This window comes from Pseudoalteromonas marina, from assembly GCF_000238335.3.
In the GTDB taxonomy this organism is placed as follows: Bacteria; Pseudomonadota; Gammaproteobacteria; order Enterobacterales; family Alteromonadaceae; genus Pseudoalteromonas; species Pseudoalteromonas marina.
Genome location: NZ_AHCB03000010.1, coordinates 62,340 through 77,147 on the forward strand (window position 1 = coordinate 62,340; position 14,808 = coordinate 77,147).

Annotated in this window: 14 protein-coding genes and 4 tRNA genes; 10 read left to right on the plus strand and 8 right to left on the minus strand. The window is 40.9% G+C overall.

Features of this window, described 5'->3' with window-relative positions:
* Positions 1-62 precede the first annotated feature (62 nt).
* Both PMAN_RS14690 and PMAN_RS14695 read right to left on the minus strand, forming a co-directional pair.
* Complete coding sequence (locus PMAN_RS14690; RefSeq protein ID WP_008132268.1) at positions 63-719, minus strand: helix-turn-helix transcriptional regulator; 657 nt, start codon at positions 717-719, stop codon at positions 63-65.
* A 196-nt stretch (positions 720-915) separates the two neighbouring features.
* Positions 916-1,287: a histidine triad nucleotide-binding protein gene (locus PMAN_RS14695; protein WP_006793873.1), complete on the minus strand. Its 372-nt coding sequence runs from the start codon at positions 1,285-1,287 to the stop codon at positions 916-918.
* Between the two features lie 92 nt (positions 1,288-1,379).
* On the opposite strand from PMAN_RS14695, the gene PMAN_RS14700 reads away from it, so the two are divergent.
* Positions 1,380-1,982 (plus strand): DUF2057 domain-containing protein, encoded by a 603-nt coding sequence (locus PMAN_RS14700; RefSeq protein WP_006793874.1) that lies wholly within the window; start codon positions 1,380-1,382, stop codon positions 1,980-1,982.
* A gap of 67 nt (positions 1,983-2,049) precedes the next feature.
* Here PMAN_RS14700 and PMAN_RS14705 read toward each other — a convergent pair whose 3' ends face one another.
* Positions 2,050-3,891: a M1 family metallopeptidase gene (locus tag PMAN_RS14705; RefSeq protein WP_010558065.1), complete on the minus strand. Its 1,842-nt coding sequence runs from the start codon at positions 3,889-3,891 to the stop codon at positions 2,050-2,052.
* Between the two features lie 142 nt (positions 3,892-4,033).
* Here PMAN_RS14705 and murB point away from each other — a divergent pair, with 142 nt between their 5' ends.
* The 8 genes from murB (at position 4,034) to tuf (ending at position 8,603) form a co-directional block, all read left to right on the plus strand.
* Positions 4,034-5,044 carry a UDP-N-acetylmuramate dehydrogenase gene (gene murB, locus PMAN_RS14710; protein ID WP_010558064.1) on the plus strand — a complete coding sequence of 337 codons (1,011 nt, stop codon included), beginning with the start codon at positions 4,034-4,036 and terminating at the stop codon, positions 5,042-5,044.
* Positions 5,041-6,045, plus strand: coding sequence for a bifunctional biotin--[acetyl-CoA-carboxylase] ligase/biotin operon repressor BirA (birA, locus tag PMAN_RS14715; RefSeq protein WP_010558063.1), 1,005 nt, complete (start codon positions 5,041-5,043; stop codon positions 6,043-6,045). Before murB ends, birA begins: the two co-directional genes overlap by 4 nt.
* Complete coding sequence (locus PMAN_RS14720; protein ID WP_010558062.1) at positions 6,042-6,752, plus strand: type III pantothenate kinase; 711 nt, start codon at positions 6,042-6,044, stop codon at positions 6,750-6,752. Before birA ends, PMAN_RS14720 begins: the two co-directional genes overlap by 4 nt.
* Positions 6,753-6,878: 126 nt before the next feature.
* Positions 6,879-6,954, plus strand: a tRNA-Thr gene (locus PMAN_RS14725).
* Between the two features lie 40 nt (positions 6,955-6,994).
* Positions 6,995-7,083 (plus strand) — tRNA-Tyr (locus PMAN_RS14730).
* 45 nt (positions 7,084-7,128) lie between these two features.
* Positions 7,129-7,203 (plus strand) — tRNA-Gly (locus PMAN_RS14735).
* Positions 7,204-7,214: 11 nt separating this feature from the next.
* Positions 7,215-7,290 (plus strand) — tRNA-Thr (locus PMAN_RS14740).
* Positions 7,291-7,418: 128 nt separating this feature from the next.
* Positions 7,419-8,603, plus strand: coding sequence for an elongation factor Tu (gene tuf / locus PMAN_RS14745; protein WP_006791257.1), 1,185 nt, complete (start codon positions 7,419-7,421; stop codon positions 8,601-8,603).
* Positions 8,604-8,928: 325 nt separating this feature from the next.
* Here tuf and PMAN_RS14750 read toward each other — a convergent pair whose 3' ends face one another.
* From PMAN_RS14750 to PMAN_RS14770, 5 genes are all read right to left on the minus strand, one after another.
* Positions 8,929-10,125, minus strand: coding sequence for a dipeptidase (locus tag PMAN_RS14750; protein ID WP_010557791.1), 1,197 nt, complete (start codon positions 10,123-10,125; stop codon positions 8,929-8,931).
* A 64-nt stretch (positions 10,126-10,189) separates the two neighbouring features.
* Positions 10,190-10,444 carry a YheU family protein gene (locus tag PMAN_RS14755; RefSeq protein WP_010557790.1) on the minus strand — a complete coding sequence of 85 codons (255 nt, stop codon included), beginning with the start codon at positions 10,442-10,444 and terminating at the stop codon, positions 10,190-10,192.
* Positions 10,444-11,433: a hydrolase gene (locus PMAN_RS14760; RefSeq protein ID WP_010557789.1), complete on the minus strand. Its 990-nt coding sequence runs from the start codon at positions 11,431-11,433 to the stop codon at positions 10,444-10,446. Before PMAN_RS14760 ends, PMAN_RS14755 begins: the two co-directional genes overlap by 1 nt.
* 709 nt (positions 11,434-12,142) lie before the next feature.
* Positions 12,143-12,565, minus strand: a complete 423-nt coding sequence (locus PMAN_RS14765; RefSeq protein ID WP_010557788.1) for a TIGR02444 family protein — start codon at positions 12,563-12,565, stop codon at positions 12,143-12,145.
* Positions 12,549-14,471 (minus strand): ATP-binding cassette domain-containing protein, encoded by a 1,923-nt coding sequence (locus PMAN_RS14770; RefSeq protein WP_010557787.1) that lies wholly within the window; start codon positions 14,469-14,471, stop codon positions 12,549-12,551. The genes PMAN_RS14765 and PMAN_RS14770 overlap by 17 nt, the downstream gene beginning before the upstream one ends.
* Positions 14,472-14,603: 132 nt before the next feature.
* On the opposite strand from PMAN_RS14770, the gene PMAN_RS14775 reads away from it, so the two are divergent.
* A complete protein-coding gene (locus PMAN_RS14775; protein WP_010557786.1) occupies positions 14,604-14,807 on the plus strand; it encodes a YheV family putative zinc ribbon protein in 204 nt (67 codons plus the stop codon).
* Position 14,808: the final 1 nt, after the last annotated feature.

Consider the following 14,808-nt stretch of genomic DNA (forward strand, 5'->3'; position numbering starts at 1 on the left):
TATATTAAATACAAAAACAGACACCTAAGTGTCTGTTTTTGTATTTCAGTCGAAGTCAGCGTTTAGCGAATTTCGTCTGGTATATTTTGCTGTGCCCACGATAAAAGCTCAATACGGTTACGACACTTGGTCTTTCTAAATGCGCTGTATAAATGAGTTTTTACAGTGTGTGGGCTAATGCTAAGTTCTTCAGCAATTTCTTTGTTTTTAGAACCGTTACTCATTAATGAAATAATCGCTTTTTCTCGCTTAGTAAGTTTGACAGGTTCAATATCGCCCTCTGTAAGCTTGTGAAGTGCGTCTTTATTAAACTGCAACATGCGATTTAATGCATTACACATGATGTCGCGACGATACCAAAGCTGATCTTCTAATAAGAGTCGAATACCTTTCATTAGCACATCTGCATTATCGGTCGTGTAAAATACACCACGAATACCGCTGAGTAGTGCTCGATTAGCAAGCTCTGGGTTTTCATCTAAGTTAAATAATATGATATCGCACTTAACACGAAGGTTTACTAGTTGTTCTTTTAATTTTCCCCACGCGTCATTGCTAGATGTTTCAATAAAAAGTAAGCGAGTCCCTTCAGGTGTATCCAATATATTAGTACCTGTTGTAACGTCTAGTCCTTGCGTTTTTAGCAATGGCTCTAATACGTTAATACCAATAGTATTAATTGGATCTTTATCTAATAACAAAAAGGCAGAACTGCTCATGTTTTTATACTCTTTTATAAAGCTGACTGATTAAGTTTATCACGGTTCCCACACCTTTAGTATTAGAAAACCGCTATCGTACTTAAAAACAAGTACAATTTTATGATTATTTAAACATAAAATGTTGCAAATAAGTAATTGTTTTTTAATTTATAGGAACACATGCTTTTATATAGCATGTAGTAACTGAGCTTAATTAAGCGATTTCTTTTTTATTATCTTGATAAGGAGGCCACCCCATTTGCTTACCGGCAAGCATGTGAAGATGGATATGATAGACGGTTTGTCCGCCATGATCGTTGCAGTTCATAACAACACGGTAGCCGTCATCACTAAAGTTATGTTCTTTTGCAAGCTTAGCGGCCACCACATACAAGTTACCTACTAAATGTGCGTTATCATCATTTATATGATTTATGGTAGGAATTGCAATTTTTGGGATAATTAACACATGAAAAGGAGCTTGAGGGTTTATATCTTCAAACGCGAGAGTATTTTCGTCCTCGTAAATTATGTTTGCTGGGATCTCGCGGTTGATTATTTTTGTAAAGATAGTCTCTTGGCTCATTGTGTGTTCCTTATCAAGTGGTATGAAATTTAGATTCACTAATGACAAATTTTCAAAGCAGTGTCAAACTCAAATCAACCAAAGGAGTTAATATGCGTAAATCAGTGTTAATGAGCAGTGTAGCTGCATTGCTATTTAGTGTATCGAGTATGGCAGAAAACATTCACTTTCCTGAAGAGTTTGTGCCGTTGCAAGTCGGTGAGCGAATAATAGAAAGCTCTTTGTTTAGCCGTGTAGAAGATTTAGAGTTAGCGCCGGGGTCGTATCGGCTAAAGCTCAAGTATACCGACTTATACGATGAAGATTACGATATGCATGAGGTGGTCGAGTCAGAGCCTTTTTGGGTTGATATTACAATTGAGGCGGGTACAGATTATACCTTGGTATTTAATCGTGCTGAAAATGCAGTAGCGGCTAAAGTATTTGCTCAATCGCCCATGGTAAGTTTAAAAGCTAAAGGCAGTGCGTTAGCTGCACCATTGAGTGTTGTCTCTAATAACCAACTTGCTAGCGAAGCGCCTGTTAGAACTATGCGAGAAGCACCAGCGGGTCCAGAAAAGCCAAGTAGGCCAATTAAACCTATTGCGCCTATTACAGGCAAAGGCATGCCAAGTGCGGCGCAAATGCTCGACTTTTGGTGGCAGCAAGCAACAGTTGCTGAGCGCAAAGCTTTTTTAGAAAAAGTAACAAACTAAGCTATTTAAAATAAGCATTAAAAAAGGGCCAAATTAGGCCCTTTTAGTTGTTACTTTACATTATTTATTATTCAAATAATGCGTCAATAGTGCCTTGTGCTAGTGGGTGGTATCCGGGACGTGCTTTTAAGTAAACACTCTGCGCCCAGTCTTTCTTACCGTTAGTGATAAGTGATTTGTACAGCGGCACAATTAGCTTACGACGACCAATACCTGATAAATGCGCATCAAGTGCAGGGTAAATTGGCTGATAACCGTTGTCTACTGCTAGCATATACCATGCAAATGCACGTTCTGCGTTGGTTGACTGCGTTAAGTTAAACTCGTCATCTAACTCAGTCATTTTTTCAATGCTTAAATCGCGTGGTAGGTTATTTAAAAAGTGCAACCACTCGTGTACTGTCCAGTTTGCTGTAGGTAACTGAGCAGCAGTTTTTGCGCCTTGCAACCAGGCTGTAGTTGCAGTATCAACCTTATCGAACGCATCAGAGGTAGGGTTAGGAGCATCTGTTGGTAAACCTGGCTCAAAAATCCACTCGTTCACTTTATCCATGCTAACAATACCTGGGTACTTGTTAATTAAATTAGCTTCAATATAGGTAACAAATTGTGCAGTCGTTAACGATTTAAAAGCAAACTCGTCAAAATAAGTTTTTACGAAAGGGTCAAACTTGTCACGACCAAACTTGTTTTCCAAGTAAATTAAGAATAATTGACCTTTAGTGTATGGTACCGAGCTAAATGCATCATCTGGGTCACGACCATTAAGCTTTAAGTTAAGGCGTGTGTCTGGCGCGTCAATGGTTTTAAGCTGCGCGCGAAGACCTGCTGCATCGAGTGCTTGTTCCATAACGGCACGGTCGCGGCCAAACACTTCTTCCATAATGCGGTTTTCAACGTATGAGGTAAAACCTTCGTTTAACCATAAATCTTCCCACGTTGCATTAGTCACTAAGTTACCAGACCAAGAGTGAGCAAGCTCATGCGCAATAAGGTTAACTAAGCTTTTATCGCCTGCAACAACGGTAGGGGTAATAAACGATAAACGTGGATTTTCCATGCCACCAAACGGAAAACTTGGCGGAAGCATGAGTAAGTCGTAACGGCCCCAAGCATAGTCGCCATACATGGCATTGGTTTTATCGATCATGGCTTGCGTGTCGTTAAATTCGGCAACAGAGGCTTCTAAAATTTCAGGCTCTGCAAATATACCCGTCTGATGAGACATTGCTTTAAATTCTAGGTTACCTGCACCAATGGCAATTAGGTATGGCGAAATAGCTTGCGGCATTTCAAAATGGTAGTCGCCATCTTTATAAAGCGCGTCTTTGTTGTCTGCGCTCATAACCGCACGAATATCTTTAGGCGTGGTAATTCGTGCAGAGTAGGTTACACGCATTGCTGGAGTGTCTTGCACTGGTAACCAGCTACGAGCGTGAATTGCTTGCGATTGGCTATACATAAACGGGTGCGTTTTACTGGCAGTTTGCGTAGGTGTTAACCATTGTAGACCAGATGCTTCTGGGCGACTGTTATAATAAATACGCACTACTTTAGCTTGGCTTTTAAATTTAATAGTAAGCTTTGAGCCTTTGACATCATCACGATTCGCTAAAGTGAATTTAGCTTTGTGCCAGCTACCTGTTTGTGTTTGATACATTACTTTATCAATGTCTAAGTCGCGGGTATCAAGCACTAGTGTTTTGCTTTTGCTGTTATTCCATTTAAGCGTATGCTCAACAAAGCCTTCTAATTGCTTGTCGTCAAAATCGACATCTAAATCAAGGCTAAGGTGAGTTGTAACAACATCGTCAAGATTGGCGTATGAGTTTTGATCAACCGCATTCGCCATTGCTTGCGAACACATACCTGCCATAGCGAGGCTTAAAAAGAGAGGTTTAATTTTCATAATTACCTTGAACACAAATAAAAAGTGCAGGTTTTATATCACGATTGGCTGGGTGGGTTGAGCAATTTTTACAATCTGATGCGCATTTTGCGACGATGAGGTAAACTATTACGATTAGTTAACGGTTTATCTTGAGAGCTTTGTGGCGTACGCATTACACCCTTTACACACCTTTGCATTACATAATCAATGCCAAAATTTAGTTGAAATTACTCATCTTGAGCAACTTTATACTCAAAGCTTTTCGTCACCATTTTGTTTGTTGGGGGAGGGGAGTAATACCATTTTTTTAAACGATTACCACGGTACGGTTATCAAAATGGCCACCAAAGGGATTACTATTACACCCCGTGAAACCGATACTTTAATAAGCGTTGCCGCTGGTGAAAATTGGCACGCATTAGTAAGTTACTTGCTTGATAAAAACTTACCAGGGCTTGAAAACTTAGCACTTATACCTGGTACAGTTGGGGCGTCACCTGTACAAAATATTGGAGCCTACGGTGTTGAGCTTTCTAAGTTTGTAGAGTCGGTTGAGTACTTTGACATACACAGCAAGAAACTTGTTTGTTTAACTAACGCGCAATGTGAGTTTGGCTACCGCGACTCTGTATTTAAACATGGACTAAAAAATAAAGCCGTTATCACACGTGTATTGCTAGCATTGCCAAAGCAATGGCAACCTGTTTTGAGTTATGGGCCATTAAAACAGCTAACAAACTTGACACCACGCGCCGTATTTGAACACGTTATTCAAACTCGTAATAGTAAACTGCCAGATCCATACACGTTACCAAATGCGGGCAGTTTTTTTAAAAACCCGATAATTACCAATCAACAGTTAGCAACGTTGTTAAAGCAGTTTCCTGATGCGCCTTATTACGCCTATGGGCAAAGTGAGCATAAGGTAGCTGCGGGTTGGCTAATCGATAACGCAAACCTTAAAGGTTATCGCGTAGCGGGTATTGAGGTTCATAGACAACAAGCACTGGTATTGGTTAATCATGGTAACAGCGAAGGCGAAGACTTGATTGCTATGATCACGCATATTCAGCATGTTGTGTATTCGCGTTACAACATACTGCTTGAGCATGAAGTACGGTTAATAAACACAACCGATGAATGCTACATACAAGGAGACGTTACACAGTGAAAGCACCCGATGGCAATAAACTCGCTATATTGAATGCGTTAAATCAACCCGGTTTTGTATCTGGTCAAGCGCTAGGTGAGCAACTCGGTATTAGTCGCGCGGCAGTGAGTAAACACATAAATAGCTTACAAGTTATGGGTTTAGATATTTTTAAAGTAACGGGTAAAGGCTATAGCCTAAATAACCACGCTGGGCTTTTAAATCAAACCAAAATAAAGCAGCATTTTAATCAATTAACTAGCCAGTTAAAGTCACAGCCAGTGAACGTAGAAGTACATCCTATAATTGACTCAACCAATTCCGAACTTATGAGGCGTGTACAAGCTAAAACAGCGCTTGAGTCGGGTACCGTGATTGTGGCTGAAATGCAGCAGGCTGGCCGAGGACGACGAGGCCGTGTGTGGCAGTCACCGTTTGGTGCAAACCTTTATTACAGCTATTTTTGGCGTTTAGATGATGGCCTTCAAGCAGCTATGGGGGTGTCGATTGCGGTCGGATTAGCGGTATACGATACAATTAAAGCGCTTTACGACATAGAGTTAGAGCTTAAGTGGCCAAATGATATTTACCTAAATAAACAAAAACTTGCTGGTGTACTTGTTGAGCTAGATGGGCAGCCTCAAGGGCCGTGTCAGTTAGTGTTAGGAATTGGTATTAATTTGCAAATGCCACAGAGCTTTAGTCAACACATAGATCAAGCATGGACAGATCTAAGCCAGCATACCCAGCAGCTAGATAAAAACGAGCTGGTGGCATCACTCACCTACCACTTAGAGAATCGATTAGATCAGTATCGTAAAAGTGGGTTACAAACAATGCACGAGCAATGGAATTCGCTAAATGCATTTGCCGGTGAGTGCGTAGAGCTAAATACAGGCCATAGAAGTTGGCGGGGAATATGCGAAGGAATTGACCCTCAAGGTGGGATTCGTATCCGCCAAGACGGCGAGGTAAAAAGCTATTATGGCGGTGAAATATCACTGAGAAAGGCACAGCTATGAGATTACTCATTGATGTAGGTAACACATCTTTAAAAGCAGTGCTTTGGCACAATCAGCAGGCACAACCAGCAGATTTAAATAATTTACCCTGGCCGCAAATAACAGAAGTTGTATACGCTTGTGTAGGGCGAAGTGACTTACTTAATAAATTATTAGCCCAAGCTGCTAAGCATCATATAGCATGTTATGAAGCAACGGTGACTAAAACACTTCAAGGATTAAGCTGCGCATACGAGCAAGTAAACAACCTAGGCATAGACAGATGGCTTGCGCTTATTGCTGGTTTTACATTGCACCCTAACCAAGCATGTATCGTGGTTGATGCTGGTACCGCCACAACGATTGATGTGTTAACCAGTGAAGGCCACCATTTAGGTGGATGGATTTTACCTGGGCTCGATTTAATGACATCATCACTGACACAAAACACCCAACGAGTATTTGACGACGAAAAAACCCCCTTTGAGAATCAATTAGGGAAAAATACACCTAACGGTTTAAAAAATGGTGCGTTGGTTGCGACCATCGGGGCGGTGGAACAAGCTAAATTACACTTAGGCGTGCAAAATAGCACAAAAACAGTACAAATTGTTTTTGCTGGTGGTTATGGCGCACTGTTAAAGCAACAATTTGAAGGTAGTATTTTTGATTCTTTATTAGTAATGAAAGGTTTAAATTTTTGGCGAGATTTAAGCAAAACAAGCTAAAAATAGAAAAATCAGCGACTTTTGCATGAATATTGAACATTTAACCAATAAAATCGCATTTTTTTTAATTTTATTGTTGCATCCCAATAAACCTTACTCTAATATCTCGCCCCGTACTAAAGCAGTGCCGACTTAGCTCAGCTGGTAGAGCAACTGACTTGTAATCAGTAGGTCAACCGTTCGACTCGGTTAGTCGGCACCACTTTCCTTTTACCGAAAGTGAATTAGTAGAGAATTATCGTGGAGGGGTTCCCGAGCGGCCAAAGGGATCAGACTGTAAATCTGACGGCTCAGCCTTCGCTGGTTCGAACGAATCCAGCTCCCTCCACCACTTTATTCTTGACGGTTAGAGGTAGATTAAGAACAGATTCCTAACGCGGGCATCGTATAATGGCTATTACCTCAGCCTTCCAAGCTGATGATGCGGGTTCGATTCCCGCTGCCCGCTCCAGTTCTTGTGTTGCTGATATAGCTCAGTTGGTAGAGCGCACCCTTGGTAAGGGTGAGGTCGGCAGTTCGACTCTGCCTATCAGCACCAGTCTTAAGAATCTTCTTGATTACTTCCTTTATCTGTCAGAAAATACTATTTGAAAAAATTAACTTAATCTACCTTCGGTGGATTATTTTCATATGTAATCTAGATACACAAAACTGATAGGTTCCGTCATGGCAAAAGAAAAGTTTGAACGCGTAAAACCGCACGTAAACGTTGGTACAATCGGCCACGTTGACCACGGTAAAACTACACTAACTGCAGCAATCACTAACGTACTTGCAAAAGTATACGGCGGTGTTGCTAAAGATTTCGCATCAATCGATAACGCTCCAGAAGAGCGCGAGCGTGGTATCACAATCTCAACTTCACACGTTGAGTACGACACACCAACTCGTCACTACGCACACGTAGATTGTCCAGGTCACGCCGATTATGTTAAAAACATGATCACTGGTGCTGCACAAATGGACGGCGCTATCTTAGTAGTAGCTGCGACTGATGGCCCAATGCCACAAACGCGTGAGCACATCCTTCTTTCTCGTCAGGTTGGCGTACCTTACATCATCGTATTCATGAACAAATGTGACATGGTTGATGACGAAGAGCTACTTGAGCTAGTAGAAATGGAAGTTCGTGAACTTCTTTCTGAGTACGATTTCCCAGGTGACGACTTACCACTAATTCAAGGTTCTGCACTTAAAGCACTTGAAGGCGAGAAGCAATGGGAAGACAAGATTGTAGAGCTTGCAGAAGCACTAGATTCTTACATCCCAGAGCCAGAGCGTGACATCGATAAGCCATTCATCATGCCTATCGAAGACGTTTTCTCAATCCAAGGTCGTGGTACTGTTGTAACAGGTCGTGTTGAAGCCGGTATCATCAACGTGAATGACGAAGTTGAAATCGTTGGTATCAAAGAGACTACTAAGTCTACTTGTACTGGTGTTGAAATGTTCCGTAAGCTTCTTGACGAAGGTCGTGCTGGTGAGAACATTGGTGCACTATTACGTGGTACTAAGCGTGAAGACGTTGAACGTGGTCAAGTACTAGCTAAGCCTGGTTCAATCAACCCACACACTACATTCACTTCAGAAGTATACGTACTTTCTAAAGATGAAGGTGGTCGTCATACTCCATTCTTCAAAGGTTACCGTCCACAGTTCTACTTCCGTACAACTGACGTAACTGGTGACGTACAGTTACCAGAAGGCGTAGAAATGGTAATGCCTGGTGATAACATCAAGATGACAGTAACTCTAATCGCACCAATCGCGATGGATGAAGGTCTTCGTTTTGCTATCCGTGAAGGTGGCCGTACTGTAGGTGCTGGTGTTGTAGCAACTATCGTAGAGTAATAATTAACGTTTAAGTTAATTAATACTAAAAAAACCCGAGCTTAGTCTCGGGTTTTTTAATGCCTGCAATTTGCCTCACGTGAAGGTGGCGCTCTTACCTCAGGCGTAGATGCTTTGTAGCAACGTTCAATGAGTGATAGTTAACGTTTAAGTTAATTAATACTAAAAAACCCGAGCTTAGTCTCGGGTTTTTTAATGCCTAAAGAAAAGTGTTTCGTTTTCAGTTATTAGTAGCTTGGTGTTAAATTATACTTAACACATAAAAAAGCACGACTTTAAGCCGTGCTATTAATTAAACTTTTTGATAACTGACAAATTTCACAGCTTAGTGTTTTTTGGCATATGCTTCAGCTTGCTTCCATACTCTTAGTGTATTGCCACTTAGTATTTTTTTTATGTCGCCACCGCTGTAACCTCTATCCATAAGGCCTTGTACTAAGTTTGGATAACTAGACACATCCTTCAAACCAATCGGTAACGAATCGCCAACACCGTCGTAATCAGAGCCAATGCCAACATAATCAATGCCAATCAACTCTACGACGTGATCAATATGATCAAGCACTTGTTTAAGACTGGCAAAAGGATACGGATTTTTAGCGCGATAAGCCGCATCAAAATCATTACTTAATTTAGTGCCTTGTTTTTTAGCAGACTCTTTTGTACTTTTTAGTTGCTTACCCCATGCACCTGCTTTTGCTGTAACAAAGCTTGAGCCAAAGTTAATTTGAATCACACCACCGTTCTTTTTAAGGGCCAATAGCATATCGTCATTCATATTGCGCTCAAAACCAGGGGTGTACTTACGCAATGATGAATGTGAGGCAATAACAGGAGTTTTAGACAATTCCATTACCTGATAAAACGCATCATCTGAGATATGCGACACATCAATCAGCATACCCATATTATTCATTGCAGTGACTAGCTCTTTACCAAAAGGGCTAAGTCCTTTCCATTTGCGGCGAATATCGTAAGATGAGTCAGAAATATGATTACTTTGTGAGTGTGCAAGAGTGATGTAACGTACGCCACGGTCAAAAAAGTGCTGAAGGTTTTTTAAGTCACCTTCAATAGGGGAGCCGTTTTCCATCCCCATAGCAATAGACAATTTGCCATCTTTAAATTGTTGCTCTATGTCGTTTGTCGAGCTTGCCATTGCAAATTTAGCGGGTGCGCGTTGTGCAATCGCTTCCATCCCATCAATTAACTGATTAGCTAACTGATAGCTTTTGCCTTTACCTTCAAACTCTAAATGGGCAGGAATATATATCGACATAAATGGCGCGTTTAAGCCACCTTTTACTGCGCGAGGATAATCAAAGTCGCCATCATTAGTGGCTTTAGTTACATCAGCCCACGTATCGTGAATACGGTAAGGTACATCAATGTGAGTGTCGATTAAAATAGTGTCTTTGGCAAGTTTAACCGCTTTGTCTGACGCGCTAACAGGTTGCTCTGCAAAGGCTTGGTTTGTTAAAGCTAGTGATACGGCTACCACTAGAGTGCTGAGTTTTATCATGTTTTGGCTCTTTGGGTAAAAAGCCATTGTGTACGCTCAGCTAAAAAGTTACAAGTATTACACTCTAATCATACGACGCTTGTTGGTGCTCTTCACTTTGCAGTGCTTTAAATTCACTCTTTGAGATGATAGTGACCGATTCGTGCAGCTCAGAGAAAAATACCATGGCTTCACCATTTTTTAGCTGCTGATTGACTTGCGCTACTTTACTTTCAATACTGAACTCTTGCTCGCCATAATCAGTGCCTTCACGCAGTACATAGCTTTCTATTAAGTTGTATAGTGTGTCTTTATCAAGTTGTTCAAAAGGGATAATCATTACTGCTTGTTACTCGTTTTGTTTATTATGTGTTGGCCAAAATAGCTGGGTACGGCTTTTTCTAACCAAAAAATGGGCTTAAACGGATTACTACCGCTAATAAATCCAACGTGCCCACCTTTTTCAGAGACGCACAGGGTAACATCTTCACTCACATCTTGCTTGCTAGGCACCGCTTTAATCGACAGCATTGGGTCGTCTTTCGCATGAATGATCAAGGTAGGTACAGTAATATATTTTAAGTAGGGCATAGCACTGGCTTGACGATAATAATCATGTGCATTCTCAAAGCCATGCAAAGGGGCTGTTATATGGTTATCAAATTCTAATAAATCATTAATGTCCATTAATTCATCAGTTGTAATGGGTATTTGCTGCTTAATTTGAGGCAACTTGCGCTGCATCGATTTTTTCATACGATCGAGCAAATACTTTTGATAAATTTTACCTAAGCTTTTGCGTATTACATCACTTGATGATGATAAATCATACGGTGCTGATATAACGGCTGCTGCATTTAATGGGCATCGCTGAGCTTGCTCACCTAAATATTTTGCTAATACATTACCACCTAACGAAAAACCAACCGCAAATAAAGGCCTGTTTGGAAATTGTAGTTTTAAGTGATTAATAAAAAAGCCTAAGTCGTCTGTGTCACCACTGTGGTACGCACGGGGAAGACGGTTTACCTCTGTTGAGCAGTTTCTAAAGTGCATGAGTACAACGGCATACCCTTGCTTTTTTAGCGCTTTCATCATGCCTTTGGCATAGAAGCTATTAATATTGCCTTCAAGGCCATGCAATACAATGGCAAGTGGAGCGTTTTCGTTATGCGGAAGTGACCATGCAAGCTCAATAAAATCACCGTCGGGTGTATCAAGCTGTTCTAATTCGTAGCGAGTATTATGAAAAGGGCGGAAAAAACGCGGCATTATGGTTTGAACGTGACGATTGGTCATCCACCATGCGGGTTTAAACTTATGAGTCATGTTTATACTACACACTTTGCAAAAACGAAGCGTTAGTGTATCAAAAAGAATAAAAAGCGCCTAATTAATAACTAATTAGGCGCTTTGTGCGTCGTGCTTAATTTTTTAATGTTGTTCTTTCAGATCAGCGTCGTGTACTTTTTTCATGAAAAAATACACAAAAAATAGGCATAAACTAATAACGACGCCTAAAAAGCCAAATGATAGAAATAACACTGGGTCGCTAAAAAAATCTCTAAAGAATACGTCCATAATTGCCTCCTGATGTTTATGGGTTAATCATAGTCCGGGGTTGTATTGACATATATGATCCAGATCAAGCTATTTCCTATAGTTACCTAGCAGCAAACTAGAAGTTGATTTGGATCATATTTTGAGCGGAGTTTGAAGAGATAAAGGGTCAGGTTAAAGGTATTAGATAGTGAAATCTTAAGCAGGGGCTATTTTTCTCTAAAAGCAAAGCGCCTCTAGACCTCTTTGTGATTAATTGGCTTAAATATCTTTTGAACAAAGAGAAAAAGAGAAGTAAATGAGGGCAGTGTAATAAACTACTGAGCCAAACAACCGCTCAATAATTATATTTAAGTAATTTAGTTTGTTTTCCTCAAAAGCGAAGCGTCTCCCAATCTCTTTGTAAATAAATCACTTAAAGACCTTTTGCACAAAGAGAAGAAAATGAGCAGTGGAATAGGGTATAAAAACTCATAGCTTAGGTGGCTTTCACATATAGCTCAATATTGTTTGGCTCTGTATGTTTAACTAATTCAAACTCATTTACTGCTTCAATCAACGTATGTTGCTGTTGTTTTTCAAGTTTCAGCTCAGTGCTTAGTAACTCTGCGCGTATTGTGGCGTAATCACTTATTGTATTCTGGTTAGCTTTTAAATAGCTGCGTGTGGCGCGCAGAGGTTTTAATGCGAGAGTATCAAACTCACTAACCACTTTTTGTAAGTGGCTTAGTTGCGCAGTATTAATGCTCAAATTTAACGAATCTAAATAATAAAGTAATAAGCATAAATTTACATTTATACCCTGTTGGTTCTGTAATGCCAGCAAGGTATTTTGTTGCCCAGGTTTTGCGTACAAGGTGCACGCAAACTGCCAAAAGTCGTCTTTATTGAGCAAGTTCATCGGCAAAGGCCTGTTCTTTTTCTTCCATTTCTTCAAGCGCCATAAGTAACTCTTCTTCAATATCGTTAAGTTTAGGCGTAAGCGTGGCTTGCTTAGCAATTAACTCTTTTAACTGGGCTTTGTTGTCATCGTTATAGAGTTCGTTATCGCCAAGTGCAACTTCTACTTCGCTGAGCTCTGCGGCGTGTTTGTCGAGCTGCTTTTCAAGTTTCTCAATTTGCTTTTTAAGCGGTTGAATGGCTTTTCTAAATTCAGCCTCTAAGCGCTTTTGCTCTTTTCTATTAACCCCTGAGTTTGCTTTTGGCTCATCAGCCTGCTCCGATTTAGTAGCCGCTTTATTCGCATTGAGAAGCCATTGGTAATAATCGTCAAGTTCGTAGCCAAATTGGGTTACTTCACCGCTGTCTACAAGGTAAAACTCATCGGCGGTGTTTTTCAGCATGTGGCGGTCATGCGATACGGTAACCATAGCGCCTTCAAAGCCTTGCAGGGCCATAACAAGTGCATGGCGCATTTCTAAGTCAAGGTGGTTGGTAGGCTCATCGAGTAGCAGTAAATTTGGTTTTTGATATACCAACATAGCCAGCACTAAACGGGCTTTTTCACCACCTGAAAACGGTGCTACAGGCTCAAGCGCTTTATCGCCAATAAAGGCAAAGCCGCCTAAAAAGTCGCGTAGTGATTGTTCAGTAGCTTTTGGGTTTAAACGTTGTAAATGCGTAATTGCGCTGGCTTTTAAGTCAAGGGATTCAAGCTGGTGCTGTGCAAAATAGCCAATATTAAGGCCTTGGTGCTGAAATACATCCCCAGCTTGTGGTTTTAAGTCGCCGGCAAGTAATTTAATTAATGTGGATTTACCTGCGCCATTTCTACCAAGCAGTGCAATACGGCTGCCAGGTACCAGGTTTAGCTTAATACTATTTAAAATAGTTACGTCGCCATACCCGGCTTGAGCTTTGTCGAGCGTCATGAGTGGGTTTGGTAGCGCTAATGGCTCTGCAAACTCAAAATTAAATGGTGAGTCGGCATGTGCAGGGGCAAGCTTTTCCATACGCTCAAGTGCTTTAACACGGCTTTGCGCCTGTTTAGCTTTACTGGCTTTTGCTTTAAAGCGAGTAATAAACTGTTCTAGATGAGCAATTTGCTCTTGCTGTTTTTCGAACATGGCTTGCTGTTGTAATAAACGCTCTGCTTTTTGGCGTTCAAACTGCGAGTAGTTACCTTTGTATACATTGATAAGTTGTTTATCTATGTGCCAAATTTGATCAACCACTGCATCTAAAAACTCACGGTCGTGCGATATAAGTACCAGTGTGCCTGTGTAGGCACGTAAAAAGCGTTCAAGCCAATATACGGCATCTAAATCAAGGTGGTTTGTCGGCTCATCGAGTAATAGTAAATCAGCGTTTCGAATAAGTGCTTGGGCAAGGTTTAAACGCATGCGCCACCCCCCCGAAAACGCACTAACAGAGTTTTCTATTTGGTTATTAGCAAATCCTAACCCATGCAATAGCTCGCCAGCTTGCGATTCAATGCTGTAGCCTTTCATGTTTTCTAGCTGAATATGCACTTTGGCTTGGGTATCGCCATCGTTATTTTGTTCTGCTTCTCTCAGCGCAATACGCAGCGCGTAGTATTCAGGGTGTCCTTGTAATACATAATCAATCGCGCTTATTTCGAGGGCTGGGGTTTCTTGTTTAACCGAGGCAATAGACCAATCTTTAGGAATACTGCAATTACCAGCATCAAGTTGCAATTCAGATTTTAGTAAACCAAATAAGGTTGATTTTCCACAGCCATTGGCGCCCACAAGGCCTACTTTGTGCTCTGGAAATAACGTAGCTGATGCATTTTTTAATAAGGCTGTTCCGCCACGAAGGAGTTCTATTTCTGATATTTGGATCATGAATGCGTTACTTTACTGTACCCTTGTTAAGTTGGCGCTATCATACCATAGAACTTAATGCGCTTATCAAGCGTATCAACAAGTGATGTTATACGATAAAATAGTTGTAGTTCAAACCACAGGAAAAATGTTGTGAGACAAAAGAAGCGATTTATTGCTGGTGCATCGTGCCCTGACTGCAAAGCCATGGATACAATGATGCTTTACAGAGAACATGATGTTGAAAAAGTAGAGTGTGTTGAGTGTGGGCATAAAATGTCACAACCAGAGAACGCTGTTCAGGCATCTACTCGCCAATTTGAGCAAGTCATTGGTGTGTTTAAACCGGGCGACTAAC